Annotated in this window: 27 protein-coding genes; 11 read left to right on the forward strand and 16 right to left on the reverse strand. The window is 30.5% G+C overall.

Going from position 1 to position 24,819, the window contains the following annotated elements:
- Positions 1-122: 122 nt before the first annotated feature.
- From aspS to Q4586_RS13130, 3 genes are all read right to left on the reverse strand, one after another.
- The gene (aspS, locus tag Q4586_RS13120) at positions 123-1,877 is read right to left on the reverse strand and encodes an aspartate--tRNA ligase (RefSeq protein WP_303529696.1); all 1,755 of its coding nucleotides are present in this window, start codon (positions 1,875-1,877) and stop codon (positions 123-125) included.
- Positions 1,878-2,004: 127 nt separating this feature from the next.
- Positions 2,005-2,205: a helix-turn-helix transcriptional regulator gene (locus tag Q4586_RS13125; protein WP_303529698.1), complete on the reverse strand. Its 201-nt coding sequence runs from the start codon at positions 2,203-2,205 to the stop codon at positions 2,005-2,007.
- Position 2,206: 1 nt separating this feature from the next.
- On the reverse strand, positions 2,207-2,587 hold the full coding sequence (locus Q4586_RS13130) for a hypothetical protein (RefSeq protein WP_303529700.1): 381 nt from the start codon (positions 2,585-2,587) through the stop codon (positions 2,207-2,209).
- Positions 2,588-2,741: 154 nt separating this feature from the next.
- Here Q4586_RS13130 and Q4586_RS13135 point away from each other — a divergent pair, with 154 nt between their 5' ends.
- A complete protein-coding gene (locus tag Q4586_RS13135) occupies positions 2,742-3,086 on the forward strand; it encodes a HopJ type III effector protein (RefSeq protein WP_303529703.1) in 345 nt (114 codons plus the stop codon).
- Positions 3,087-3,272: 186 nt separating this feature from the next.
- Complete coding sequence (locus Q4586_RS13140; protein ID WP_303529706.1) at positions 3,273-3,674, forward strand: hypothetical protein; 402 nt, start codon at positions 3,273-3,275, stop codon at positions 3,672-3,674.
- Between the two features lie 254 nt (positions 3,675-3,928).
- On the opposite strand, the gene Q4586_RS13145 is transcribed toward Q4586_RS13140, so the two are convergent.
- From Q4586_RS13145 to pheS, 3 genes are all read right to left on the reverse strand, one after another.
- On the reverse strand, positions 3,929-5,296 hold the full coding sequence (locus Q4586_RS13145) for an alanine/glycine:cation symporter family protein (protein ID WP_303529707.1): 1,368 nt from the start codon (positions 5,294-5,296) through the stop codon (positions 3,929-3,931).
- A gap of 133 nt (positions 5,297-5,429) precedes the next feature.
- The gene (locus tag Q4586_RS13150) at positions 5,430-5,825 is read right to left on the reverse strand and encodes a hypothetical protein (protein ID WP_271407201.1); all 396 of its coding nucleotides are present in this window, start codon (positions 5,823-5,825) and stop codon (positions 5,430-5,432) included.
- A gap of 58 nt (positions 5,826-5,883) precedes the next feature.
- Positions 5,884-6,903 (reverse strand): phenylalanine--tRNA ligase subunit alpha, encoded by a 1,020-nt coding sequence (gene pheS, locus Q4586_RS13155; RefSeq protein WP_303529712.1) that lies wholly within the window; start codon positions 6,901-6,903, stop codon positions 5,884-5,886.
- A gap of 220 nt (positions 6,904-7,123) precedes the next feature.
- On the opposite strand from pheS, the gene gdhA reads away from it, so the two are divergent.
- A complete protein-coding gene (gene gdhA, locus Q4586_RS13160) occupies positions 7,124-8,467 on the forward strand; it encodes an NADP-specific glutamate dehydrogenase (protein ID WP_303529715.1) in 1,344 nt (447 codons plus the stop codon).
- 72 nt (positions 8,468-8,539) lie between these two features.
- Here gdhA and Q4586_RS13165 read toward each other — a convergent pair whose 3' ends face one another.
- Positions 8,540-8,869 (reverse strand): hypothetical protein, encoded by a 330-nt coding sequence (locus tag Q4586_RS13165; RefSeq protein ID WP_303529717.1) that lies wholly within the window; start codon positions 8,867-8,869, stop codon positions 8,540-8,542.
- 341 nt (positions 8,870-9,210) lie between these two features.
- On the opposite strand from Q4586_RS13165, the gene Q4586_RS13170 reads away from it, so the two are divergent.
- Positions 9,211-10,161: an endonuclease/exonuclease/phosphatase family protein gene (locus tag Q4586_RS13170; protein WP_303529719.1), complete on the forward strand. Its 951-nt coding sequence runs from the start codon at positions 9,211-9,213 to the stop codon at positions 10,159-10,161.
- A 53-nt stretch (positions 10,162-10,214) separates the two neighbouring features.
- Here the strand turns inward: Q4586_RS13170 and glmS are convergent, their stop codons facing one another.
- The 3 genes from glmS to Q4586_RS13185 are packed head-to-tail and all read right to left on the reverse strand — an operon-like array spanning position 10,215 to position 14,478.
- Positions 10,215-12,071, reverse strand: a complete 1,857-nt coding sequence (glmS, locus tag Q4586_RS13175) for a glutamine--fructose-6-phosphate transaminase (isomerizing) (RefSeq protein ID WP_303529722.1) — start codon at positions 12,069-12,071, stop codon at positions 10,215-10,217.
- A gap of 8 nt (positions 12,072-12,079) precedes the next feature.
- Positions 12,080-13,651 (reverse strand): DUF4270 family protein, encoded by a 1,572-nt coding sequence (locus Q4586_RS13180; protein ID WP_303529724.1) that lies wholly within the window; start codon positions 13,649-13,651, stop codon positions 12,080-12,082.
- 8 nt (positions 13,652-13,659) lie between these two features.
- Complete coding sequence (locus Q4586_RS13185) at positions 13,660-14,478, reverse strand: glycogen/starch synthase (protein WP_271407194.1); 819 nt, start codon at positions 14,476-14,478, stop codon at positions 13,660-13,662.
- A gap of 96 nt (positions 14,479-14,574) precedes the next feature.
- Here Q4586_RS13185 and panC point away from each other — a divergent pair, with 96 nt between their 5' ends.
- From panC to radA, 7 genes are all read left to right on the forward strand, one after another.
- Positions 14,575-15,420, forward strand: a complete 846-nt coding sequence (gene panC / locus Q4586_RS13190; RefSeq protein ID WP_303529728.1) for a pantoate--beta-alanine ligase — start codon at positions 14,575-14,577, stop codon at positions 15,418-15,420.
- 48 nt (positions 15,421-15,468) lie between these two features.
- Complete coding sequence (panD, locus tag Q4586_RS13195; protein ID WP_068702345.1) at positions 15,469-15,819, forward strand: aspartate 1-decarboxylase; 351 nt, start codon at positions 15,469-15,471, stop codon at positions 15,817-15,819.
- A gap of 44 nt (positions 15,820-15,863) precedes the next feature.
- Positions 15,864-16,769, forward strand: coding sequence for a lysylphosphatidylglycerol synthase transmembrane domain-containing protein (locus Q4586_RS13200; protein WP_438273389.1), 906 nt, complete (start codon positions 15,864-15,866; stop codon positions 16,767-16,769).
- Positions 16,770-16,932: 163 nt separating this feature from the next.
- Positions 16,933-17,094, forward strand: a complete 162-nt coding sequence (locus Q4586_RS13205; protein ID WP_303529736.1) for a hypothetical protein — start codon at positions 16,933-16,935, stop codon at positions 17,092-17,094.
- A gap of 14 nt (positions 17,095-17,108) precedes the next feature.
- Entirely contained in the window at positions 17,109-17,393 is a 285-nt protein-coding gene (locus Q4586_RS13210) for a GNAT family N-acetyltransferase (protein ID WP_303529760.1), read from the forward strand.
- 16 nt (positions 17,394-17,409) lie between these two features.
- Positions 17,410-17,700, forward strand: coding sequence for a YciI family protein (locus tag Q4586_RS13215; RefSeq protein ID WP_303529739.1), 291 nt, complete (start codon positions 17,410-17,412; stop codon positions 17,698-17,700).
- A gap of 265 nt (positions 17,701-17,965) precedes the next feature.
- Entirely contained in the window at positions 17,966-19,327 is a 1,362-nt protein-coding gene (gene radA / locus Q4586_RS13220) for a DNA repair protein RadA (protein ID WP_068702350.1), read from the forward strand.
- 406 nt (positions 19,328-19,733) lie between these two features.
- Here the strand turns inward: radA and Q4586_RS13225 are convergent, their stop codons facing one another.
- The 6 genes from Q4586_RS13225 to Q4586_RS13250 form a co-directional block, all read right to left on the reverse strand.
- A complete protein-coding gene (locus Q4586_RS13225) occupies positions 19,734-19,916 on the reverse strand; it encodes a hypothetical protein (protein ID WP_068702352.1) in 183 nt (60 codons plus the stop codon).
- 386 nt (positions 19,917-20,302) lie between these two features.
- Positions 20,303-22,498 carry a transglycosylase domain-containing protein gene (locus Q4586_RS13230; protein ID WP_084443034.1) on the reverse strand — a complete coding sequence of 732 codons (2,196 nt, stop codon included), beginning with the start codon at positions 22,496-22,498 and terminating at the stop codon, positions 20,303-20,305.
- Positions 22,499-22,602: 104 nt separating this feature from the next.
- On the reverse strand, positions 22,603-23,220 hold the full coding sequence (locus tag Q4586_RS13235; RefSeq protein WP_068702354.1) for a MarC family protein: 618 nt from the start codon (positions 23,218-23,220) through the stop codon (positions 22,603-22,605).
- A 2-nt stretch (positions 23,221-23,222) separates the two neighbouring features.
- Positions 23,223-23,732, reverse strand: a complete 510-nt coding sequence (locus tag Q4586_RS13240) for a DUF3124 domain-containing protein (RefSeq protein WP_068702356.1) — start codon at positions 23,730-23,732, stop codon at positions 23,223-23,225.
- A 124-nt stretch (positions 23,733-23,856) separates the two neighbouring features.
- Positions 23,857-24,435, reverse strand: a complete 579-nt coding sequence (locus Q4586_RS13245) for an NAD(P)H-dependent oxidoreductase (RefSeq protein WP_068702358.1) — start codon at positions 24,433-24,435, stop codon at positions 23,857-23,859.
- Between the two features lie 30 nt (positions 24,436-24,465).
- Positions 24,466-24,804: a hypothetical protein gene (locus Q4586_RS13250; RefSeq protein WP_068702361.1), complete on the reverse strand. Its 339-nt coding sequence runs from the start codon at positions 24,802-24,804 to the stop codon at positions 24,466-24,468.
- Positions 24,805-24,819: the final 15 nt, after the last annotated feature.

The raw sequence follows: 24,819 nt of genomic DNA on the forward strand, positions 1-24,819 counted from the left end.
TTTTTGAATTTTTATATCAAATGTAAACTTTTAAAATGATACCGATAGTTGTGTATGTTTTAAGTAAAAAAAATCCCGTTCTAAATTTAGAACGGGATTTATATATCTTATAAAAAAGTAAGCTACTCTTTTATATCTAATTTTATACTTAATTCTGATAATTGCGCATCATTTAACGCAGCCGGAGCATCAATCATTACATCACGGCCTGAATTGTTTTTAGGGAACGCAATAAAATCACGAATGGTTTCTTGCCCACCTAAAATAGCAACCAATCTATCTAAACCAAACGCTAAACCTCCATGTGGTGGTGCTCCGTATTCAAAAGCGTCCATTAAGAATCCGAATTGCTCTTTCGCTTCAGCTTCAGTAAAGCCTAAATGTTTAAACATAATGGCTTGTGTTTCTTTATCGTGAATACGAATAGAACCTCCACCAATTTCGTTACCATTTAATACTAAATCGTAAGCGTTTGCTTTTACAGCTCCTGGATTGGTGTCTAGCATTTCTAATTGCCCTGGTTTTGGTGATGTAAACGGATGGTGCATTGCGTGGTAATGACCTGTTTCTTCATCTAATTCTAATAAAGGAAAGTCGATTACCCATAACGGAGCAAATACTTTAGGGTCACGTAAACCTAAACGCTCTGCCATTTCCATACGTAAAGCAGATAGTTGCGCACGTACTTTAGTAGTATTTCCTGATAAAATACAGATTAAATCACCAGCTTTAGCGCCAGTTTTTTCAGCCCATTTTGCTAAATCTTCTTGGTCATAAAATTTATCTACTGATGATTTAAAAGTACCATCTTCATTACATTTTACATATACCATTCCTAAAGCTCCAACTTGCGGACGGCGTACCCAATCAATTAACTTATCTATTTCTTTTCTTGTATATGATGCAGCACCAGGAACCGCGATTCCTACTACTAATTCTGCATCGTTAAATACCTTAAATTCTTTTTGTTGTGCAACGTCGTTTAACTCGCCAAACTCCATTCCGAAACGGATATCTGGTTTGTCATTTCCATATAAACGCATGGCGTCATCAAACAACATTCTAGGAAACTTATCTACTTCAACACCATTGATTTCTTTTAGTAAATGACGTGTTAATCCTTCAAAAATATTTAAAATATCTTCTTGCTCAACAAATGCCATTTCACAGTCAATTTGTGTGAATTCTGGCTGACGATCGGCACGTAAATCTTCATCTCTAAAACACTTTACAATCTGAAAGTATTTATCCATTCCACCAACCATTAATAGTTGTTTGAATGTTTGTGGCGATTGTGGTAATGCGTAAAACTGACCTGCATTCATACGCGAAGGCACTAAAAAGTCTCTTGCGCCTTCAGGAGTTGACTTGATTAAATATGGTGTTTCTACTTCTATAAATTCTTGGTCAGATAAATATTTACGAACCTCCATTGATACTTTCGATCTAAAAATCAAACTATCTTTTACTGGGTTACGACGAATATCTAAATAACGATATTTCATACGAATATCTTCACCGCCATCTGTTTTATCTTCAATAGTAAAAGGAGGCGTTTTTGCTTCGTTTAAAACTTCTAACTTGGTAACTAATAATTCTACTTCACCAGTAGGAATATTTTTGTTTTTAGATTCGCGTTCAATAACGGTACCTGTAACTTGAACAACAAATTCACGTCCTAAAGTTTTCGCTTCCTCCATTAAATCTTTAGAGGTACGTGCTTCGTCGAAAATTAACTGTGTAATTCCGTAGCGATCACGTAAATCTACCCAAATCATAAAACCTTTATCACGTGATTTTTGTACCCATCCAGATAAGGTAACCTCGGTATTTGTGTGTGATGCTCTTAATTCACCACAAGTATGCGTTCTGTACATTTCTTGAAATTTATAAGTGCGAAATTAAGGAATTATAAGTGTATTTTGTATAAGTTTTTTTAACTTAAGATAATTAGCAATTACTCTATAAATTAAATAACGATTTTTAGTGGCGTATGTATCATAGTTATGATTCTTCTTCTATTTCAAATAAATATTCCACGCTAACATTAAATAAACGTGCCATTTTGATAGCTAATGTTACTGACGGATTGAATTTTTGAGCTTCAATAGCATGAATAGTTTGTCTTGAAACACCTAATTTCTCAGCCAATGCACCCTGTGTTAAATTATGCCTTGCTCTTTCTAATTTAATTAGGTTTTTCATATTAGTACTGCCTTTTTTTAAACCAAAATATTATTAAGAAAATAAGTAAAAAACTTTCTAAAAATAATGAATTATATACTTTTATATCTTTAAAAATTATAAACGTAATAAACGATATAATTATACTGATTAAGAGTGTTAATTGATAGGATTCTAGTCGAATTTTATTAATGTAATCATCTTCAATTTTCTCTTTTGATAAAAAGTAAATTAATAAGCCTAAGTAGAGTATAATATCGTAATGCCATAAATCTTCAGTTCTTATAAAAGAATTACCATGAATTCCATCCATGAATCCTCTATAAGCTGATGGTAATGCTCCTATAACATATAATACTATTCCTGTTTTTTTGCACCAATTAGGTAAAATTTGTGTGTTCATAATATTTTTTCACAAATGTAAATAAAAATTTACATTTTTTTAATAAAACTATACTTTTTTAATCTTCTTTTATTGAGAAATATTTTTTTTAATGGTTTTTATGAAAAATGTAACTTTACAAGCTTTTTTAGAAAACTAATAAATATATATAATTATGTCTTTACAAGATTTTATAAATAAATTAAGAAACAATCCAAAAGAAGTTGTTTTTTCTGAAACCATTAGTGTTATTGAAGAAAATTATGTTTTTACACCAACAGCTTTTAAGAATGGCGATTTGCAAAATAGTGATGCTGAAAATTTGGGTTCGTGTAAAGTGTTTTCTTTTGCAGTAAAACAACAATTAACTAAAGAAGAAACATTGGCTTGTTTTGCGCAGTATTATTTTAATGATGTTCTAGAAAACTTAAACGGAACAGGTCATCAGAACATTAGAAGTTTTATGAATACTGGCTTTGAAGGGCTTTCTTTTGATAAACAAGCGTTAGCAGAAAAATAATACCATTGTTTACTGTAATTGTAGTATTTTTATTTGTGGATTAATTTTATAAATGAATACTACAAAACGTTTAGATTATACAATTACAGGTATTGCTTTGGCTGTTTTTTTGTTATTGCAAATACCGATGCTAAATATTTAAGAAAACAAAACTTAGAATCTTTAGCTAAAGAAAATAATTCTTTTATGTATCAAAATACGGTAGTTAAAGAAATAGAAAACTTGCTGCCTGTAAAAGTTATTAAAGATTTTATGAAAGAGATTGTAGGTGAAAATGTTGTTGAAAAATTAAAAACAATTTCTTTTACAATGAATGATTATAAAGATAAAGGTTTAGGTGAGTTCTATGAAGATGAATTCTTAAAGATAGAAATACCTAAATACCAAAAAGATAATGATTCTAAAAATCAAATGAGGAGTTTTAAAAAAGGTAATACTTTAGAAACTACGTACAAAAACAAACTAGCCAATTTTTTTATTGATGGTAATTACACTTATGAAGATTTAATTGAAGATAATTATCATTTAAAAAACTTGATTGAAGGTTTGTATCGTTTTATTAAAAATGAAAATTTAATAGAGAAGTGATAGGTTATTCTTTGTAAATGTTAAGTAGTTTTTATAAGAATAGTCAATTTTATAAACACACCTAGCCCCGATTGAAGCATTTGTTTGAGCTCTTTTTTACTGTCAGTTTGAGTGAATTTTGAAGTATGAAAAATTTGTATCGAAAACGGCAGTGAAAAAAGCGAGTGCGGAAAGCGGGAAATAGCTTCAAAAAGATAAAAAACACCTATCATAAATTACAATAGGTGTTTTGTTTTATGTTGAAAAAAGTATACTTAGTTAAAAGCGCCTGATTTTAATTTTTGGAAATATAAACTAGCTGCTTTTTTAACTTTTGGCGCTAGAATTAGGGTAGAAAGTACGGTTGGTATTGCCATTAAAGCATAGGCACTATCCATTAAATTGATAACAAAATCTAACTTAATAATAGAAGCAATTACAATTACTAAAATGTAAAAGTGGTTGTAATATTTTCCTGTTTTGGCGCTGGTTAAAAAACTTAAACAGCTATAACCGTAAAAAGAATAGGTAAATAGTGTTGAAAAAGCGAATATTAACACGCAAATAGTTAAAATTATACTTCCGGTATGGTAAGGTAAAACAGCATCAAAGGCTGCTAAGGTCATTGAAATACCATTACCGTCAAAATTTTGCCAAACGCCAGAGGCTAAAATTGCTAAGGCGGTTAGTGTACAAACTAATAAGGTGTCAATTGCAGGGCCTAGCATGGCTACTAAACCTTCTCTAATTGGTTCTTTGGTTTTTGCGGTTCCGTGCATCATCGGTGCGGTTCCTAAACCTGCTTCGTTAGAAAAAGCAGCACGTTTTACTCCGGTAATTATTAGAGCTCCTAAGGCGCCACCTAAAACTGATTTTCCTGAAAAAGCATCGGTAAATATTAGTGAAAATATGCCAGGAACTTTATCAAATTTTAAAAGTAAAATAGCGATTACAGTAAGTAAATAAACAACAACCATTATGGGAACTAACTTACCGGCTACTTTTCCTATTCGTTGAATTCCGCCAAAAATTACCATTGACACTATTATGGCAATTGTTAATCCGATTAGTAATTTAGCGGTAAATTCATTGGATTGATTTACTTTAAAAACATCAATAATTGTTTGGGTTAATTGATTTGCTTGAAAGGCGGGCAAAGTTCCTGCTAAACCAGCTGTTGCAAAAAATATGGCTAAAGGTTTCCATTTTTTACCTAACCCCTCGGTAATTACATACATTGGTCCTCCTTTTGCATTTCCATCTTCATCTTTACCGCGATACATGATGGCTAAACTACAGGTAAAAAATTTGGTTGCCATCCCTACAAAGGCGCTTACCCACATCCAAAAAATAGCTCCAGGACCACCAGTAGCAATGGCAATGGCAACACCACTAATGTTTCCCATTCCTACTGTTGCAGCTATGGCAGATGATAAAGCTTCGTAATGTGATAAATCGCCAGGAGAATCGTGTTTGTCGTATTTACCTCTTAAAATGGCAATGGCGTGTCCCATATATCTAAAAGGAACCAAACCTGAATAAACAAATAAACATAATCCGCCACCGATTAGTAATATTAATAAGGGTATTCCCCAAATCCATGAAGAAAAATCAGCAACTAAACTTTGAATATCTGTAAACATAAAATATTTTTATTTTAGCGAAAATAGTTAAAGCTTCCTCAAAAAAAGAACGATAGCGGTTAATTAACAACTATCGTTCTTTTTGTATGATTTTTAAAAATAGCTTTTTAATGCCATTTTTATGTTTTAAAATTTATTTACAAACAACTCCTTTTTTATTTAAAACATCAATATCTCTAAAAAAGTCTTCTTGTATTGTGCCTTCTTGAAAGATAAAAGTTTTGTCGTGTAATTGATTGTTCTCAAAAAAAGTAACTTGAAAACGATTGTCTAAAGCAAATAATTCGGGTTGCATTATTTCGAATTTAGAAGCTGAATTTGCTGGAAGTATATCTATTTTTCTGCGAAACAATGAGGTTGTTTTAGTGTCTGAAAATCCTTGAGAAACAATAACTACCATTTCTAAATCAACTTCTTTTTTATTGATGATGTATACACACCATTCATCGGTGTTGTCGTTTTGATTTTTTTCTAAAGTGATGGCAATTTCTACATTTTCAACTTTAGGTACGTGAATGTCTTTTCTCATTCTAATTAGTTTAAAAGGAAAGACGAAAGTTTTGAGCTTTCGTCTTTATATAATTTTATTAAATTACCGATTTAAATTGCTCTAAAAAACGTTTGTCGTTTTCGTAAAACATTCTAATATCAGGAATTTGATATAATAACATTGCAATACGCTCTATTCCCATTCCAAAGGCATATCCAGAATATTTTGTTGGATCAATATTAGCGTTTTTTAATACATTAGGATCTACCATACCACAGCCCATAATTTCTAACCAACCTGTTCCTTTGGTAATTCTGTAATCTGTTTCGGTTTCTAATCCCCAGTAAATATCAACTTCGGCACTTGGCTCTGTAAATGGAAAATAAGAAGGACGTAAACGAATCTTAGATTTACCAAACATCTCTTTAGTAAAATATAAAAGCGTTTGTTTTAAATCTGCAAATGATACATCGGTATCAATATATAAACCTTCTACTTGATGAAAAATACAGTGTGCACGTGCAGAAATATCTTCATTTCTAAAAACACGTCCTGGCGAAATTGTACGAATTGGAGGTTCGTTATTTTCCATATAACGAACTTGTACCGATGAGGTATGTGTTCTTAATAAAGTATCAGGATTCTTATCAATAAAAAAAGTATCCTGCATATCACGTGCTGGGTGATATTCTGGTAAGTTTAATGCTGTAAAGTTATGCCAATCATCTTCAATTTCTGGCCCTTCAGAAACAGTAAATCCGATTCGGTTAAAAACCTCAATGATTTGGTTTTTAACTAAAGATATTGGATGACGAGAACCTAAATTAATTGGTTCAGAAGGACGTGTTAAATCGCCATAAATACCGTTTTCTTCAACAGCACTTTCTAAAATATCATTTAATTCGATTACTTTTGTTTCGGCAGATTTTTTTAAGTTGTTTAAAGCTTGTCCAAAATCTTTACGCATTGCTGCGTCTACATTTTTAAACTCGGCAAATAAATCTTTTAATAATCCTTTACTACCTAAGTATTTTATTCTGAAAGCTTCCACTTCTTCTTTTGAAGTTGCTTGAAAAGCTTTTACATCACCAATCAATTCTTTTACTTTATCTAACATCTTATTTTTCGGAATAATTAGGATGCAAATTTATGATTTTTAAATGAAAAATATGTTGGTTTTATAAAGAGTTATCGACTATAAGGCTTAAATAAGCGAAAACGTTTTAGAAATTTAAAAAAATAGTGAAATAATTGTTTTTTTTAAATTTAACAAATTGTAAATTAATTATATTTGCGGTACAAAATTGTTTAAATCATAATACAACATAATTAAAATTATGGAATCTAAAATAAATGCATTTATGGATTACGTGAAAGAACGTAATTCTAATGAACCAGAATTTTTACAAGCTGTACACGAAGTGGCAGAAACTGTAATTCCATTTATTGAAAATAACCCAAAATATCAAGGTAAAAAATTACTTGAAAGAATGGTTGAACCAGAAAGAACTTTAATGTTTAGAGTTCCTTGGGTTGATGATAACGGCGAAACACAAGTAAATAGAGGTTATAGAGTTGAGTTTAACTCGGCTATTGGACCTTATAAAGGTGGTTTACGTTTTCATCCTTCTGTAAACTTATCAATTTTAAAATTTTTAGGATTCGAACAAGTGTTTAAAAACTCTTTAACAACTTTACCAATGGGTGGAGGAAAAGGAGGTTCTGATTTTAATCCAAAAGGAAAATCTGATCGTGAAGTGATGGCTTTCTGTCAAGCTTTTATGTCTGAGTTATTCCGCCATATTGGTGCAAATACTGATGTTCCTGCAGGTGATATTGGTGTTGGAGGAAGAGAAATCGGATTTATGTTCGGTCAGTATAAAAAATTACGTAACGAGTTTGTTGGTGTTTTAACAGGAAAAGGTGCCTCTTGGGGTGGTTCTTTAATACGACCAGAAGCAACAGGTTATGGTGATGTGTATTTTGCACAAAACATGTTAAAAACTAAAGGAGACTCTTTGGAAGGGAAAATTGTTGTGGTTTCAGGATCTGGAAACGTAGCGCAATATGCAACTGAAAAAGTAACCGAATTAGGCGGTAAAGTTGTTACCATGTCTGATTCATCAGGATATATTTATGATGCAGACGGAATTGATGCTGAGAAATTAGCATACGTTATGGAGATTAAAAATGTTCGTAGAGGACGAATCCATGAATATGTAGAGAAATATCCAAATGCACAATTCTTTAAAGGCGAGCGTCCTTGGGGAACAAAATGTGATGTAGCTTTACCATGTGCAACTCAAAATGAGTTAAATGGAGAGGAAGCTAAAACATTATTAGCTAACGGATGTATTTGTGTTGCTGAGGGTGCAAACATGCCATCTACACCAGAGGCTGTTGAAGCATTTTTAGAAGCGAAAATTTTATTTGCTCCAGGAAAAGCATCAAATGCTGGTGGAGTAGCTACTTCTGGTTTAGAAATGAGCCAAAACTCATTACGTTATAACTGGACTAGAGAAGAAGTTGATGCAAAATTAAACCAAATTATGAACGATATTCATGCATCTTGTGTTGAATACGGAACTGATGAAAATGGTTTTGTTGATTATGTAAAAGGAGCAAATGTTGCTGGTTTTGTAAAAGTTGCTGACGCAATGTTAGATCAAGGAGTTGTATAAAACTTAAATAGGTTAAATAAAAAAACTCATAGGCTACTAACCTATGAGTTTTTTTCATTTATAAAACTAATTTTATTTAGATCCGTTTTTTATTACTAATGGCATTTTGTAAAATGTATTTTTACCATTGAAATTTTTATTTATTGTTTTGTAATTTAATTTGTTTTTTATGTAGTAACGAATCTTTGGAGTATTACAATCAACGTTTAAAATAACAATTTCACCATTTTTGTTTATCAAAAAATCTACAGTAGTTTTAACTTTTTCATCAACCAAAAAATCAGGATTCCCTAAAAGTTGTACTATTTTAGTTCTTATTTCTTGTTTTACAGGATTTTCATTTGTTGAAAATACAGAAGTGCTTACAAAGGCAACAAATACTAATACGAATAACTTTTTCATTTTTTTAAATTTAGAGTTTATATAAAGATTTTAGATTTATTTTTTTACATTGTAAATATACTGTATGACAGTTGTTTATGTTCGTATTTTAGTGTTATGATAATCTTTTCTTTTGGTAAAAAATAATAGTTATTTTTGTTGGTTTACAAAGAGTTAACATTAATCAAAAAGAAATAAATCATATTTTATTTTGAATAATTTTTAATTATTTTGTTATTTTTTTAATCTTTTATTTTTTTGAAATTGTTTTTTTTAACTAATCATTAATTTTTATGGTTAGTTTTATGTTATAGCTTTTGATATTTCGTATTTTCGAGTGATTAATTTTATTGCAATAATTGATGAATAAAAGAAAAAATACAATTAGTATTGCTTTTTACAATGTTGAAAATCTGTTTGATACGAAAAATAATTCCAAAACTGCTGATGATGATTTTACTCCGTTAAGTAAACGTAAATGGGATTGTAAGAAATATAAACATAAAATTAAAAAAGTAACATCAGTTATCAGTCAGATAGGAATAAATCAATCTGCTTTTCCTCCTGTTTTAATTGGATTAGCTGAGGTTGAAAACGCTAAAGTAGTTAAGGATTTAACAAAGCATAAGAACTTATCAAAATATGATTATAAATATGTGCATTACGATTCGCCAGATGAAAGAGGAATTGATGTAGCACTACTTTATAATGAAGCCTTTTTTAATGTAATAACTTCTGATACATATTCGTTACATTTAACAGATAAAGAAGGTGCTATTGATTATACACGTGATTTATTGGTAGTAAAAGGTAATTTTAATGGAGAATTAATATATGTTTTGGTTAATCATTGGCCTTCAAGAAGAGATGGAGATGTAGAAACTAAAGAAAAACGTATTAAAGCAGCCATACATGTACATGAAGTTTTAGATGCTATAAAAAAGAAAGATAGTAATGCTAAATTTATAATTATGGGCGATTTTAATGACGATCCCACGAGTGAAAGTATTACTGATTACCTAGTAAGTGATGATTTATATAACCCAATGAAAGCGTTATTCAAAAAAGGAGAAGGAAGTTTAACTTTCTATAAAGAATGGCATTTGTTTGATCAAATAATTTTTTCAAAAGATTTTTTTGATGTCAAAAAGAGTTGTCACAGTTTTATAAAAGCGGGTATTTTTAAGAAAGATTGGATGCGTTTTTACAAAGGAAAATTTAAAAACAGTCCCTTCAGAACTTATATTGGTCCATGGTATCAAGGAGGTTTTTCAGATCATTTTCCTGTATATCTTACTTTTAAAAAAGAATAAAATAAAAAAGCCAAGAAATATTTCTTGGCTTTTTTTATAGATTACTAGTTTGTTTATTCAACAGTAACAGATTTTGCTAAATTTCTCGGTTGATCTACATTTTTATCTAACATTACCGCAATATGATACGATAACAATTGAAAAGGAATTGTAGTTAATAGCGGTGTAAAAGCTTCTTCAGTATCAGGAATCTCGATTACATGATCTGCAATTTCTTTTACAGTAGTATCTCCTTCTGTAACGATAGCAATAATTTTACCGCTCCTAGATTTTATTTCTTGAATATTACTAACTACCTTTTCATAATGACCTTTACTAGTTGCTATGACAAAAATGGGCATATTTTCATCAATTAAAGCAATAGGGCCATGTTTCATTTCGGCTGCAGGATATCCTTCAGCATGTATGTATGAAATTTCTTTTAGTTTTAAAGCACCTTCTAAAGCAACAGGAAAGTTAAATCCTCTACCTAAATACAAACAATTTTTTGCGTCTTTATAAACATTTGCAATATCTTTAATTTGTGCATCCGTTTTAAGTAACTGTTCTACTTGAGCAGGAATTTGTTGCATTGTTTGTAAGTACTTATTTACTGCAGATGTAGCTAATGTTCCTTTAGCTTGTGCCAGCTTTAAAGCAATTAATGTGAGTACAGTTATTTGCGTTGTGAATGCTTTTGTAGATGCAACCCCAATTTCAGGCCCCGCATGAGTGTAAGCACCCGCGTGCGTTTCTCTAGCGATAGATGATCCTACAACGTTACAAATACCAAAAACAAAGGCTCCTTTTGATTTTGCTAATTTAATAGCAGCTAAGGTGTCAGCAGTTTCACCAGATTGAGAAATAGCAATTACGACATCGTTTTCGTTAATAATCGGATTTCTGTATCTAAACTCAGAAGCATACTCTACTTCTACAGGAATACGTGCCATGTCTTCAAAAAGATATTCCCCTATTAAGCCAGAGTGCCATGAGGTACCACAGGCAACAACTATTATTCTATTAGCACTTGTAAATTTAGAAATATTGTCATCAACACCAGCCATTCTAATAATACCTTGGTCAGGTAGCATTCGTCCTCTGTAAGTGTCTATAATAGCTTTTGGTTGCTCGTAAATTTCTTTTAACATGAAATGATCATAACCACCTTTTTCAATTTGCTCTAGGCTCAGTTGAAGTTCTTGGATATTAGCATCAATTTCTTTATCATTATCAATTTTATGAACTTTAATGCCTTTGTTTTTTTTGATGATAGCTAATTCACCATCCTCTAAATAAATAGCATCTTTTGTGTATTCAATAAAAGGAGAGGCATCTGAAGCTACAAAAAATTCTTCATTATTTTTACCTACACCTATGGCAATAGGGCTTCCTAAACGTGCAACAATTAATTCGTTTGGTTTTGTTTTGTCAAAAACGGCAATAGCATAAGCACCAATAACATTTGTTAATGCTAATTGAACAGCTTTACCTAATTTACATCCTTCAGTTTTTTTAACCTCTTCAATTAAATTTACCAAAACTTCAGTATCAGTATCACTATTAAATACATAACCTCTTTCGGTTAATTCTTTTTTAATGGTAGCGTAATTTTCAATGATACCGTTATGAACAATAACTAAGTTACCTGATTGTGAAAAATGTGGATGTGAGTTCAAGTCATTAGGAATACCATGAGTTGCCCATCTAGTATGACCGATACCTATAGTTCCTTTTTTTCTTTTTTCATCGTTGTCGATAATAGTTTCTAAATCAGAAACTTTCCCTTTTGTTTTTGATAAATGCGCTTTTTCCCCATCATAAATCATAATTCCTGCACTATCGTACCCTCTGTATTCTAAACGCTTTAATCCGTTAATTACAACGGGATAGGCTTCTCTGTGCCCAATGTAACCAGTTATTCCACACATAATAAATGTTATTTTTCTTTAGAATATGATATTTTTAACACAGCTCTTTTTGAGCCATTGGCAGTTTCGTTCCCATTGAATAAGGTAACTCCTCTAGGGTTCCAGTTATAGGTGCTAACTGCGGTTGAATTTTGAGGTGTATCAGTAGGGTTATAAACTTTTAAAATTAAAGGTTCTATAGTAGTGTCAGCCTCATTTCTTAATAAGTTTGAAATATAGTTGCTAATTCTAAAGTTATATTTTTCAGGCTTTTCTTCATCTGTTAACTCTAAGTTACCTCCAAAAGCGGCTGGTTCAATATATGAATCAGAAATTTGAGTAGGAGATAAGTTTCCATTATTATTTTTATCTTGATAAATAAATAATTTTTGTGGAATTATGTTTTTATCTGTATTAATTGTTTGGTTAATATAAAACGTTAATGAAGCATCATTGATTAACCAATTATTGTCTCTTAATTCTTGAAGTTTAGTATTGTCTAAAATTGTTACTTTAGCCATCGATCCAGCTGTTCCTTGTACTGTAAAATTATTAGCAGGTGTTGGTGTAGTTGGCTGAGACATCTTGTAGGTACTGTTTCTTATGCCAGAAAAAGGAAAAGAGTATGTTTTTGGTAAGGTATCTTTTAAGGCTAAAACACTTTCTCCTTCTTTTTTAATAAAAGTCGTAATTGTATAATGAAAATCTAGACTGGCATTTGTTAAACTAAATGGAACCATTGCTCCATCTGCTCCTTCTGATTTAACAATAAGACCTTTAAAATGAGCGTTGAAAGCATCTAAACTTGAAAATTCACCACCTTCAAATTTATCCCAGAAAAGCCCCTCCATTTCTGTTTTGTTTAATGGAATGGTTAAAAAGGGAACCTTATCTGCAAGTTTAATAGTATCTTGATAAGTGTTACCGTTACTGATGTTTCTTGTTAATACTAACATCGTATCTATAGGGCTAGGTATAAATGTAAACCCTGGGTCTTCATTTAATAAATCACCTTCAATATAATCATAATCAGATTGAAAGCTATTTGAATTTGCTGGGTTATTAGGATCCAGGTTATTTAAGTAAGTTCCATTTTTAAATACTTTAATGGGAGTTGCTATGGAAGTGTTTCCTAAAACTGAATCTAATCTAAATTTAGGTTTTCCATCACTTTCTTCTCCAATATTTGTAGCAGTATATGGTAATTTAAGAACTACTTTATCTAAAACAAAGATTGAGTCTATTTCACCATCTTCTGTAGCTGGCTCTGCATCTTGTGTTTTTAAAGATAATGGTAACGATAATTGACTAACAAAAGAGGCTTCAATAGTTTTGTAATTATTACTTTTATAAACACCTAACCAATATTCACCTAAAGTACCTATACCTATGTTATCGGCTCTAACAGCCTTGTACAAAGGATTAGTGTTTGAATTAGAAATGTCAATTTGTTCAATTTCTACGTCTAATAAAATTTCTCCTGTTTCAAATTTTGTATTGTTAAGGATACTACCTCCTACGTCGTTAAAATCTTTTTCACATGATATGGTAGTTGCTAAACATAGCAAGCTAATACCTAAAACACCAATTTTTCTAATCATTTGTATTGTTATTCGCTTATTTCTAAAACTGTTTCTTTATAAAATTCTAAATAGGCTTCTGCTAAAACTTCTTCTGATTGAAATTCTAAAACTTTACCTCCTTTTTCATCAATAAAAGCATTAATCTCATCAGGTAAAACTTCACTACCTTTTACAATAGCATCCGAATTTTCGATGGCGCTTTTTAATATGTTTATTTGATTTGGTGTAGCAATAGTTGTTACTTTAGATTCATCAACTTTATCAAAACGAACTTTATTAGCTAACTCATTATTTAATTCACCATCAAAATTACTATTGTAAAGCGAAGTTACAATCTTACTCTCGGTAAACAACGGTTCTTCTTTATAAAATTCTCTTAAATATAAGGGAAGTAATGAAGCCATCCATCCATGAACATGAATAATATCAGGCGCCCAGTTTAATTTTTTTACAGTTTCTACTACTCCTTTTGCAAAGAAAATCATACGTTCGTCATTATCACTAAACATTTGATCATCTTCGTCAGAATATACTGCTTTACGTTTAAAATATTCATCATTGTCAATGAAATACACTTGCATTCTTTCCTTCGGAATTGAAGCCACTTTGATAATCAAAGGCATGTCCATGTCGTTGATTATTAGATTCATACCAGATAAACGAATAACTTCATGTAATTGATGTCTTCGTTCGTTAATTACCCCAAAACGAGGCATAAAAATACGGGTTTGAACTCCTTTAGAATGTGCATTTTTAGCAACATTAAATGCAGTAGACGATAATTCTGTTTCTGGTAAATATGGTGTTACCTCCGATGAAACATATAATATTCTCTTATCCTTCATTAAGTCTGTCTATTTTATTGAAGATGCAAAAATACGAAAATTTATGCTAAAATGGTGTTAAATTGCTAATTTTGCATGTATTTCAACTATAATAACATGAAAGTTTATAAAACGATATCAGAATTAAAAGATTTTTTATCTCAGCTAAAGATAGCAAAAAAATCAATAGGATTTGTGCCAACGATGGGAGCTTTACATCAAGGACATTTATCATTGGTTAAAAAAGCTAAGAAAAAAAATGATATTACTGTAGTCAGTATTTTTGTAAACCCAACACAGTTTGATAATAAAGACGATTTAGAAAAATATCCTAAAACTTATGAAAATGATGTTGCCCTATTAGAATCTGTTGATTGTGATATATTGTTTTTTCCTGCTGTTGAAGAAATATATAGTAAAAAAATCGATGCGAAAAGTTTTAATTTTGATGGGTTGGAGCACCAGATGGAAGGAAAATTTAGAGATGGTCATTTTGATGGAGTAGGAACCATTGTAAAAAGATTATTTGAAATTGTAACTCCTGATAATGCTTATTTTGGAAAAAAAGATTTTCAACAATTACAAATCATAAAAAAAATGGTTGAAAAGCATCACATTCCAGTTAAAATTAAAGGTTGTGATATTTTTAGAGAAGCAGATGGATTGGCAATGAGCTCTCGTAACACTCGTTTAACAAAAGAATACAGAGAGGCGGCACCATTTATATATAAAACATTAAAAAAAGCTAAGAAAAAATTTGGCACAAAAAATGCGACTGAAGTTACTAAATGGGTACAAAAGAAGTTTGCAAAACACCCTTTATTAGAGTTAGAGTATTTTACCATTGCTAATGAAATAACCCTAGAAACTGTTAGTAAAAAAGAGAAAAATCAAAAATACAGAGCATTTATTGCTGTTTTTGCAGGCGATATTCGATTAATAGACAATATCAGCTTAAAATAAAATTGTTCAAACACAATACATTAATCATTAAAAAACTATTTTTGCAGTATGTTAGTTCAAGTAGTAAAATCTAAAATCCACCGCGTAAAAGTTACGGGTGCCGATTTAAATTATATAGGAAGCATTACCATTGATGAAGATTTAATGGATGCTGCAGGTATTATAGAAGGTGAGCGAGTTCAAATTGTAAACAACAATAATGGTGAACGTTTAGAAACCTATGCCATTCCAGGACCAAGAAAAAGTGGCGAAATTACATTAAACGGAGCCGCTGCCAGAAAAGTAGCAAAAGGCGATGTGTTAATATTAATTGTATACGCTTTTATGGAACTTGAAGAAGCTAAAAAGTTTAAACCATCGTTAGTTTTTCCTAACGAAACAGATAATACACTTACCTAATTTTGAATTTTAAAAAGATTTTAAAAATAATATTACCTCTCGTTTTGGGAGGTTTTTTAGTTTGGTACTCCTTATCAAAAGTATCAATAGTAACTTTGTTGGGTTATTTCAAAGAGGCAAACTACTGGTGGATAGCATTAGGATTGTTTTTTGGAATTTTAAGCCACCTTTCAAGAGCATACCGTTGGAAATTTTTGTTAGAACCAATGGGCTATAAACCAGATTTTGGTAACAGTACCATGGCAGTTTTAGTAGCTTATTTAGTAAATTATGCAGTACCAAGAGCCGGAGAAGTATCCCGCGCAGCGGTAATGACAAACTACGAAAACATTCCGTTCGAAAAAGGATTTGGAACCATAGTAGCCGAAAGAATTGCAGACCTAGTAATGATGTTAAGTATTATAGCAATTACACTATTTGTACAGTTTGATTTTATTTATGAGTTACTAACCAAAAATTTTAACCCAATAAAAACAGCAACTATTTTAGTTGTTTTAATTGTAGGAGGATACTTACTAACCAAATATGTTAAAAAAGCACAAGCAGGAATCGGATTAAAAATTAAAAACTTTGTTTCAGGCTTAATAGAAGGTGTAACAAGCATCTTAAAAATGAAACATAAATGGGCATTTATTTTCCACACCATATTTATTTGGGCAATGTATGTAGCCATGTTTTGGGCAACAATACCAGCAATTAATGGATTAAATGTTCCCTTTGGCGGTGTGTTAATAGGGTTTATCGCAGGTGGTTTTAGCATCGCGGCAACCAACGGCGGTATCGGTTTGTATCCTGTAGCCGTTGCAGGAGCCTTGGCATTATTTGGCATTAACGAAGAGCCAGCAACCGCTTTTGGTTGGATTATGTGGACAGCCCAAACCTTAATGATTATTATTTTCGGAGGCTTAGCATTCTTATTTTTACCCATTTATAATAAAAATAAAAAGTAATTGGGCGTTCCCTTTCAGGGCGCGCTTTCACTACTCGCTTTTTTGTTTTAAAAAGAAAACAAAAAGAGCTCAAACAAACCGTTCAATCGCTAACGCAGCCAAACTATAAATCTTGGGTAAAAGCAGTAACTATTGTGTTTCAATTTTTACAAAACTTAAAAAAATGAATATTACAATTAGAAAAGCTCAAATTGAAGATTTACCTGAGCTTCAAAAATTGTTTTCTGAAACCATTATAAAAACATGCCAAAATGAATATTCATTAAACCAAAGAAAGGTGTGGAGCAAGGCTGTTAAAAAACAGAAAAATGGGAAAAATCTTTAAAAGAGGAATTTTTTATTGTTGCTGAAAGTGAAAAAATAATAGTAGGTTTTAGTTCGCTAAAAAATAAAAACCATTTGAATTTAATGTATATTCACAAAGACTATACAAGAAAAGGAATAGCTAGTTTATTATACGAGCATATTAAAGCTAAATCTATCGAGTATAAAGTTGAAAAGTTAAGCGCAAACGTGAGTAAAACAGCAAAACCTTTCTTTGAAAAATTAGGGTTTAAAACTGTAAAACAACACAAAAATATTATAGAAAACGAAATTGTAATTAATTACAAAATGACTGAATAAAAACAGTACAAAAACAATGTTTATTATAAATATAACTTACAAAACAGCACTAGATAAGGTTGATTTATTTTTAGAACAACACATCGAATATTTAAATAATCAATATGAACTAGGAAATTTCCTTGCTTCAGGTAAAAAAAATCCTAGAACCGGAGGAGTAATATTATCAAACGTTAAAGACAAATCTGATTTAGAAAAAATTATCGAAAAAGACCCTTTTAAAATTAAAGGTTTAGCTAATTATGATTTAATTGAATTTGTTCCGAGTAAAACTTGTCACGAATTAAAATTTCTAATTGAAGAATAAAACGAAAACATAAGATAAACTTAATAAAGATTTTATTTAAAGATAAAATAGTGTGTTTTCGTAATTATGAAAATCATATTACTGTCATGCTGAATTTATTTTAGCATATCATAACCTTGATAAATTAGACTGTGAAACTCAAATAAATTTAGATTGATATGTTTACTTTTTTTAATAAAATTAAAACAGACGTTAAAAAACAATCAATAGTATTAAAGATTACTTTGTAACTTTGGTGCTTTACTAATAGCACAATTAAACTTAAATGGCTAAAACCAAAACTACTTTTTTCTGTCAAAACTGTGGAGCACAACACGCACAATGGGTTGGACAATGTGGCTCATGTAAACAATGGAACACTATTGTTGAAGAAGTAATTCAAAAAGAAGAAAAAAGAAGTTGGAAAACACCTGAAAGTACTCAAAAAAGAGTTTCAAAGCCATTAAAAGTACAAGATATTCAGTTAAATGCTGAAGAACGAGTTGAAACAAAAAACAATGAATTAGATACCGTTTTAGGTGGTGGAATTGTAAAAGGAGCTGTTGTTTTATTAGGTGGTGAACCAGGAATTGGTAAATCAACTTTGTTACTACAAATAGCTTTAAAAATTCCACAAAAAGTATTGTATGTTTCGGGTGAAGAAAGCCAGTCGCAAATAAAAATGCGTGCCGAGCGTTTAGAGTCAACAAACTCTAATTGTTTAATATTAACAGAAACCAATACGCAACAGATTTTTAAAAATATAGAACAGGTTAAGCCAGATGTTTTGGTGATTGATTCTATTCAAACCTTACATACTAATTCTATTGAAGCTTCACCAGGAAGTATTTCTCAAATTCGTGAAACATCAGCAGAACTTATAAAATTCGCCAAAGAAACTTCTACTCCGGTATTATTAATTGGTCATATTAATAAAGAAGGACATATTGCTGGACCTAAAATTTTAGAACACATGGTAGATGTTGTTTTACAATTTGAAGGCGACAGAAATCATACCTATAGAATATTACGTTCTCAGAAAAACCGATTTGGTTCCACTGCTGAACTCGGAATTTATGAAATGTTATCTAGCGGATTACGAGAGGTATCTAACCCGTCTGAAATATTAATTTCAAAAAAAGATGCTGATTTAAGCGGAACCGCAATTGCATCAACTTTAGAAGGTATTCGTCCTTTAATGATCGAAATTCAGGCGTTGGTTTCTACTGCAGTTTACGGAACACCACAACGATCTACGACAGGTTATAATTTAAAAAGATTGCACATGATTTTAGCTGTGTTAGAAAAAAGAGCAGGTTTTAAATTAGGTGCAAAAGATGTGTTTTTAAATGTTACAGGCGGAATTCATGTAGATGATCCTGCGATAGATTTAGCGGTTGTTGCAGCGATTTTGTCATCGAATCAAGATTTAGCAATTAATCCGAATGTTTGTTTTGCAGCCGAAGTTGGTTTGGCAGGAGAAATACGACCAGTTTCTAAAATTGATCAACGTATTATAGAAGCTGAAAAATTAGGATATAAAACTTTAGTAGCCTCGAGATACAATAAAATATCTTCTAAAAACCATGGTATAAAACTCGTTTTGGTTGGGAAAATAGAAGAGGCTTTTGCTACGTTGTTTGCTTAACTTTCACTAATATCTCAAAAAACGAAAAGGTGTTTAAATACATTTTATGCAAAGTTGTATGGAGTACTGATACCAATATAATTAACCTGTTAGTAAAATGAATTTAGTAAAAGTTACAAAAATGAACTTAAGTAAAAAAAAGAGATACTATCATAATTACTGATGCCTGTTTAGTTAATCATCTTGTCAAGGCACATGAAGTAAAAGTTAGTAGTGATGGAGCTGAAATTATTTTATAATAAAGGAAAAAACTTGTATATCAATTTATAAATGTACCTAAGTGGTAAATCATGGTGTAAAGAATTAGCAATACATAATTAAATTACAAATAAAATAAAACCCTTGAAATCAAGGGTTTTAAATAATGTTAACCTTTTTGTTGGTAATGTGTTTGGGAAATAAAATATTAAGCTGTTACTTCATAGTCTACTCCACGAATCCACAACTGAAACCTATCCCATCGAGAACAATCTGATAAACTGTACATTGTACCTTTTGAATTTGTCCAACTACAAGTATTACCCCCATTAATTGATTTAAGTTCAGATTTATTTAAAACTGTACCAAATTTTGAAATTTTTTTTAACATAACAATAATTTTTAAGATTAATAAAATCAAATTTAAAATTTTTATATAAAAAAAACTAAAATCGTAATAAAATAAATACGATTTAAAATTTAAATTAAGGAGATAATTTAGAGACGTATTCTCATATCGAAGCTGAAAATCCAAAGTGTAAAGAGGAGTTAATTAAACGAACAAGTGACAGTTCTATCGAAAAGAAAAGGTTACAGTTCTGAAGAAGTTGTTTTTCTTGATGGTGTTATCGGGTGTTTTTAGCTTATTTTTTGAAGAAAATAGAATTCAGTCAACATTTTAAGAATATGGTTCCTTTTTAATAAATTAAATTCAGCGCTAGCTAAGTTACCAGAAAACAAGTTAAAGTAAAATTAAACATTTCAAAACTATAAAGACTAATCTTCCTTTTTTTTCTTCTTTCCAAAAAGTCTATTAAAAAAACCTTTAATTCCTTTTTGTCTGTAAGGAGGGCATTTTATTGATTCGTAAACATCATCTGGAATATTAAAATCGGTCAAGTATTTTTTACTTAGCTCGGCGTCTTTCTCTATTTCTTTAATAATATTGGCAATAATAGGTAGGGCCAATGACGAGCCAGAACCTTTTCCGCTTTTAAAATGTATGGTGTTTTTAGAGGTCCCGACCCAAGTACCAAAAACAATATTGGGCGTATAGGCAAGAAACCAAGCATCGGTATAATTTTGCGCGGTACCTGTTTTTGCAGCAAGCTGACTTTTAATTTTATAAGTGTTTCTAATCTTAGATCCCGTACCTTGGTCAACAGCTTTTTGTAAAATAGCTGTTAGTGTTTCAGTAGTTTCTTTTTTAAAGACATCTGCGGCTTTTTGCTCTTTACTTTCATAAATAATAGCACCTTCTTTATCGGTAATTTTAGTAATCATGTACAAGTCGTTCATTGCACCATTATTAGCAAAGCTACTGTAAGTTTTTACTATTTCAGACAATGATAAATCTAAGGTTCCTAAAGCAATAGACGGGGCATTATTGGTAATTTTAGGAAACTGTAGTTTTTCACAGTAATTGATTAATAATTCTCTTTCGAGTTTAAAATAAAGATCGATAGTTGGTAAATTCATAGAATGAATTAAGGCATTCCATAGCGCAACTTTACTCTTGGGTGTTGAGCTGTAATCGGCATTTTGAGGCTTCCAATTATTAAATTTGGGATATGTTTTTTCTTCGTTGTTAAAATAATCGCAAGGCGAAATACCATTTTCTAAAGCAGTGGCATATAAAATTGGTTTAAAGGCAGAAGCTATTTGACGATGCGATAAAACCATATCAAAAGGAAGCATTTTAAAATTATTTCCACCAACCCAACTGATCACTGCTCCGCTTTTAGGGTTTGTAACTAATACAGATGCATTAAGCATTTTTGCATAATGCCATAAACTATCAATTTTAGTACCTGTTATCGTTTTAGTACTATCCCAATCAAACAACTTAAAGGTTTTGTTTTGTTTGTCTTTTTCAGAAGAAAAACGATTTTTTTTTAACCAGCTGTTTTTTAAAATATTTGATCGTAATTCTTTATCTAACTCCTTTTGTTTAACTATAAGTTGTTCCTTAGCTGCTTTTTCGGCAATTTTTTGAATACTGTAATTTAACGTGGTATATATTTTTAAACCGTCGGCTTCTATATTGTGTTTTATATTTCTTGTTTCATTAATGCTATCTATTATTTTAACAGCTTTTTTCTTTACTTGATAAGAAAAATAACCCGCAGTTGTTTTTAAATCAAGGTTTTTATAACTTAGAGTAAGTGGTAATTTTTGTAAACTATCAGTAGTTTTGGTATTTAAATACTGTTCGTTTTTCATAAGTTGCAGGACAGTATTTCTTCTACTTAAAGAATTTTTAGGATGCAACCTTGGGTTGTAATAAGTGTTTGCTTTTAACATACCAACCAACACAGCAGATTCTTCGGCAGTTAACTCATTCGTGTTTTTATTAAAAAATCGATTAGCGGCAGATTCTATTCCGAAGATATTTTCACCAAAAGGAACCGAATTAAAATATAATTGAAGTATCTCGTTTTTAGAATATAAGTTTTCCATTCTGCTAGCAATAATAAGTTCTTTAATCTTATTTATGGGCATGCTTAAAAAACCGTGATACTTTCGTCCGTATAAGTTTTTAATTAATTGTTGCGTAATGGTGCTCCCGCCACCACCAGAAGCATCTTGCATTAAAATACTTTTAAATAACACCCTTGCATAGCTCTGACCATCGTAACCATTATGAGTATAAAAACGTTTGTCTTCCGTAGCAATTAAAGCTTCTTTTAAATGATTTGGTATTTGTGATATGTTGATGTTGGTACGGTTTTCTGTAAAAATTTTACCGATAATTACATCATCCGAAGAATATATTAAAGAGGCTTCTTCATTTATTATTGATGATAGTTTTTCGTTGTTAGGTAAAGCGCCAAACACTTCAAAATATACCAAAGAGAAAAGTAGTAATATTGATAGAAATATTATACTAACCAAACCCGTTATATATTTTAATAAACGGATTAAAGTTTTCTTTTCAGTAAGTTTATGGTACATTTCTTTGAGTGTTTTCATTAAAGTGTAAAACGTAGTGTAAGGGATAAAATTGTAAGCAGTTTATACAGAGCAGTAGTACTAAATTTCAGGTAAAAAGAGTAGGTAAATCAGCTTTTAAAAAGTTAATTGTATATGTTTTTAAAGTAGCTAGTAATTCCGCTTAAAATACTTTGTATTGCATAAGAGGCTAATATTAGCCCCATAATTTTACTTAAAACGGTAATTCCGTAATTACCTATTCTTTTTTGTAAATGATTTGCAGTTAAAAGAATTAAACAAGTAATACCAATTACAAGCAGTACAATTATGGTTGTAATTGTTTGTTGTTGAATTGTATAAACATGGTTATTGGTCATTAAAACAACAGCCATAATTGCTCCAGGAGATGCTATAGAAGGAATTGCTATTGGAAATATAGTAACATGTTTATAATCAGTTATTCTGTTTTTTTCTTGTTCAGGTTTCCCGTCGCCAAATATCATTGTTAATGCAAATAAAAAAAGAATCACTCCTCCAGAAATTTGAAAAGCATCAAGAGATACTGACATGCTTTCTAAAATTAATTGCCCGATAACAATAAAAAACAGTAGTATTATAAAAGCAATTATTGATGCCCTAATAGCAATTTTCTTTTTATGAATCAAATCAAATTCTTTAGTTGCTTCTAAGTAAACGGGTATTGTACCTATAGGGTCAATTACTGCTAAAATGAAGAAAATAGTTGTTAAAATTTCGGCCATAATTACTTAATACGTTTAGCGCTTGTTGTGAAAGATAAACCTTGTTGCCCCATAGTTGATGTCATTACACCTTCAAATAAAGGTTCTGGACAATTTTGAGGTGTTTTCCATTCAAAAATAAAATTAGAACCAGTGCCTCCAGAAACATCAATTTCATCTATAATTATTTCTGTAGTTTCCATAGGTGCTAAAAAAATAGGATAATCAAAATATTTTCTAATTGTTTTACCATCAGTATCATAATACTGAGCTTTTAAAAGATAAATTGTATCTAAATCACTGGTGTTTCTCATACTTACCATTGAGGTTAAATTATGAGTTTTATGTTCTGTAAAGCTATAAATTTGGGAATAAATGGATAGATAAGATTTTCCGAATTTAAGTAATTTTTTGTTGTTTATATTGATGGCTCTTTTTGACCAGTTCTCAGAGTTTATAGAGCTAATTTTGTTTTTTTTACTACAGCCTAAAACTAATACTAGCAGTACTACGATAAAAGATATATATTTCATGTAAATAGGATGTTTTTTATGTAAAAACTAGTTTCAGCGAAGTTATTAGAAAATAAGTTTAGAATCAAGTAAAATATAATATGCTGAGAAATAACAAGCTGCTTTGAGTGGTTGTAATTAAAAATTAACTATCCATTTTTCCGAGTTTTTCGACTTTTTTTAAATACTTTTTCCTGAATTTTTCTTCAGACATTCTAATAGGACCAATCGTTGTTACTTTTACTTTTTTTACTCCTATAAAATGAAGCGTTAATTTTTTCATAGCATTAGTACTTGGTCTTTTATAATACCAACGATAATACCATGAAGGTTGATCTAAAGTACAAATTATTCGGGCAGTTTTATTTGTCAAGCATTTATCTGACCATAATGAGTTGGCTCTTTTTTTAAATGCAAAATCAGGTAACAAAACTCTATCTATAAAACCTTTCATTATTGCGGGTAATGAACCCCACCATACTGGATATATCCAAACCAAATGATCGGCCCATTTTAATTTATTTTGAGCTTCTAATAAATCGGGTTCTAGTTCGGTTCTTTTTCGGTAGCCAAACTCAAGGTTTGGATTAAAATTTAGTTCTCTAATATTAATTATTTTTACTTCAGTATTAGACTTTTCGACACCTAATTTATAAGATTTAGAAAGTGCGTAATTAAAACTTTCTTTATCTGGATGCCCATTTATGATTAATATTTTTTTCATTTTAGTTATAAGTATAAAATAGTGGGGGTTTTAGAGAAGTTTTTTAAGTTTTACTTCAAACTTAGTACCTGATAAATTATATACGGTAAAGAATTTATATAAAATAAAACTTGTCGGAACTGTTAAGAAAAAAGTACATACTAAAAAAGTAATACCACTACATGTAATATTTAAAAACGAGGCACCAATATCTCCAATATAGGGCGAAATATTTTCTTGTTGCTTGTTAAAATAATTATAAACGCCGTAAGTATAATCGTAAAAACGAATTAAAGTTTCATAAATAAGCCAAGTAGGGTAAAACCATTTTCTAATTGATAGCCACCAGTTGCCCCAAATTGATTTTAATTGTAAACTGTTTGTCTCCATTATGTTTGTTTTTTA

It is taken from the genome of Tenacibaculum soleae (assembly GCF_030549005.1).
GTDB lineage: Bacteria > Bacteroidota > Bacteroidia > Flavobacteriales > Flavobacteriaceae > Polaribacter > Polaribacter soleae.

What these genes read in the sequence shown, in the direction of transcription:
- Q4586_RS13230 (WP_084443034.1), bottom strand. Translation starts at nt 22,498, where the DNA reads ATGAAAACACTCAAAGAAATGTACCATAAACTTACTGAAAAGAAAACT.
- Q4586_RS13180 (WP_303529724.1), bottom strand. Translation starts at nt 13,651, where the DNA reads ATGATTAGAAAAATTGGTGTTTTAGGTATTAGCTTGCTATGTTTAGCA.
- pheS (WP_303529712.1), bottom strand. Translation starts at nt 6,903, where the DNA reads ATGTTAGATAAAGTAAAAGAATTGATTGGTGATGTAAAAGCTTTTCAA.
- Q4586_RS13225 (WP_068702352.1), bottom strand. Translation starts at nt 19,916, where the DNA reads ATGTTAAAAAAAATTTCAAAATTTGGTACAGTTTTAAATAAATCTGAA.
- Q4586_RS13150 (WP_271407201.1), bottom strand. Translation starts at nt 5,825, where the DNA reads ATGAGAAAAGACATTCACGTACCTAAAGTTGAAAATGTAGAAATTGCC.
- Q4586_RS13245 (WP_068702358.1), bottom strand. Translation starts at nt 24,435, where the DNA reads ATGAAAAAAATATTAATCATAAATGGGCATCCAGATAAAGAAAGTTTT.
- radA (WP_068702350.1), top strand. Translation starts at nt 17,966, where the DNA reads ATGGCTAAAACCAAAACTACTTTTTTCTGTCAAAACTGTGGAGCACAA.
- Q4586_RS13215 (WP_303529739.1), top strand. Translation starts at nt 17,410, where the DNA reads ATGTTTATTATAAATATAACTTACAAAACAGCACTAGATAAGGTTGAT.
- glmS (WP_303529722.1), bottom strand. Translation starts at nt 12,071, where the DNA reads ATGTGTGGAATAACTGGTTACATTGGGCACAGAGAAGCCTATCCCGTT.
- aspS (WP_303529696.1), bottom strand. Translation starts at nt 1,877, where the DNA reads ATGTACAGAACGCATACTTGTGGTGAATTAAGAGCATCACACACAAAT.
- Q4586_RS13185 (WP_271407194.1), bottom strand. Translation starts at nt 14,478, where the DNA reads ATGAAGGATAAGAGAATATTATATGTTTCATCGGAGGTAACACCATAT.
- Q4586_RS13205 (WP_303529736.1), top strand. Translation starts at nt 16,933, where the DNA reads ATGAATATTACAATTAGAAAAGCTCAAATTGAAGATTTACCTGAGCTT.
- Q4586_RS13135 (WP_303529703.1), top strand. Translation starts at nt 2,742, where the DNA reads ATGTCTTTACAAGATTTTATAAATAAATTAAGAAACAATCCAAAAGAA.
- Q4586_RS13140 (WP_303529706.1), top strand. Translation starts at nt 3,273, where the DNA reads ATGTATCAAAATACGGTAGTTAAAGAAATAGAAAACTTGCTGCCTGTA.
- Q4586_RS13170 (WP_303529719.1), top strand. Translation starts at nt 9,211, where the DNA reads ATGAATAAAAGAAAAAATACAATTAGTATTGCTTTTTACAATGTTGAA.
- panD (WP_068702345.1), top strand. Translation starts at nt 15,469, where the DNA reads ATGTTAGTTCAAGTAGTAAAATCTAAAATCCACCGCGTAAAAGTTACG.
- Q4586_RS13250 (WP_068702361.1), bottom strand. Translation starts at nt 24,804, where the DNA reads ATGGAGACAAACAGTTTACAATTAAAATCAATTTGGGGCAACTGGTGG.
- Q4586_RS13240 (WP_068702356.1), bottom strand. Translation starts at nt 23,732, where the DNA reads ATGAAATATATATCTTTTATCGTAGTACTGCTAGTATTAGTTTTAGGC.
- Q4586_RS13130 (WP_303529700.1), bottom strand. Translation starts at nt 2,587, where the DNA reads ATGAACACACAAATTTTACCTAATTGGTGCAAAAAAACAGGAATAGTA.
- Q4586_RS13145 (WP_303529707.1), bottom strand. Translation starts at nt 5,296, where the DNA reads ATGTTTACAGATATTCAAAGTTTAGTTGCTGATTTTTCTTCATGGATT.
- gdhA (WP_303529715.1), top strand. Translation starts at nt 7,124, where the DNA reads ATGGAATCTAAAATAAATGCATTTATGGATTACGTGAAAGAACGTAAT.
- panC (WP_303529728.1), top strand. Translation starts at nt 14,575, where the DNA reads ATGAAAGTTTATAAAACGATATCAGAATTAAAAGATTTTTTATCTCAG.
- Q4586_RS13235 (WP_068702354.1), bottom strand. Translation starts at nt 23,220, where the DNA reads ATGGCCGAAATTTTAACAACTATTTTCTTCATTTTAGCAGTAATTGAC.
- Q4586_RS13125 (WP_303529698.1), bottom strand. Translation starts at nt 2,205, where the DNA reads ATGAAAAACCTAATTAAATTAGAAAGAGCAAGGCATAATTTAACACAG.
- Q4586_RS13165 (WP_303529717.1), bottom strand. Translation starts at nt 8,869, where the DNA reads ATGAAAAAGTTATTCGTATTAGTATTTGTTGCCTTTGTAAGCACTTCT.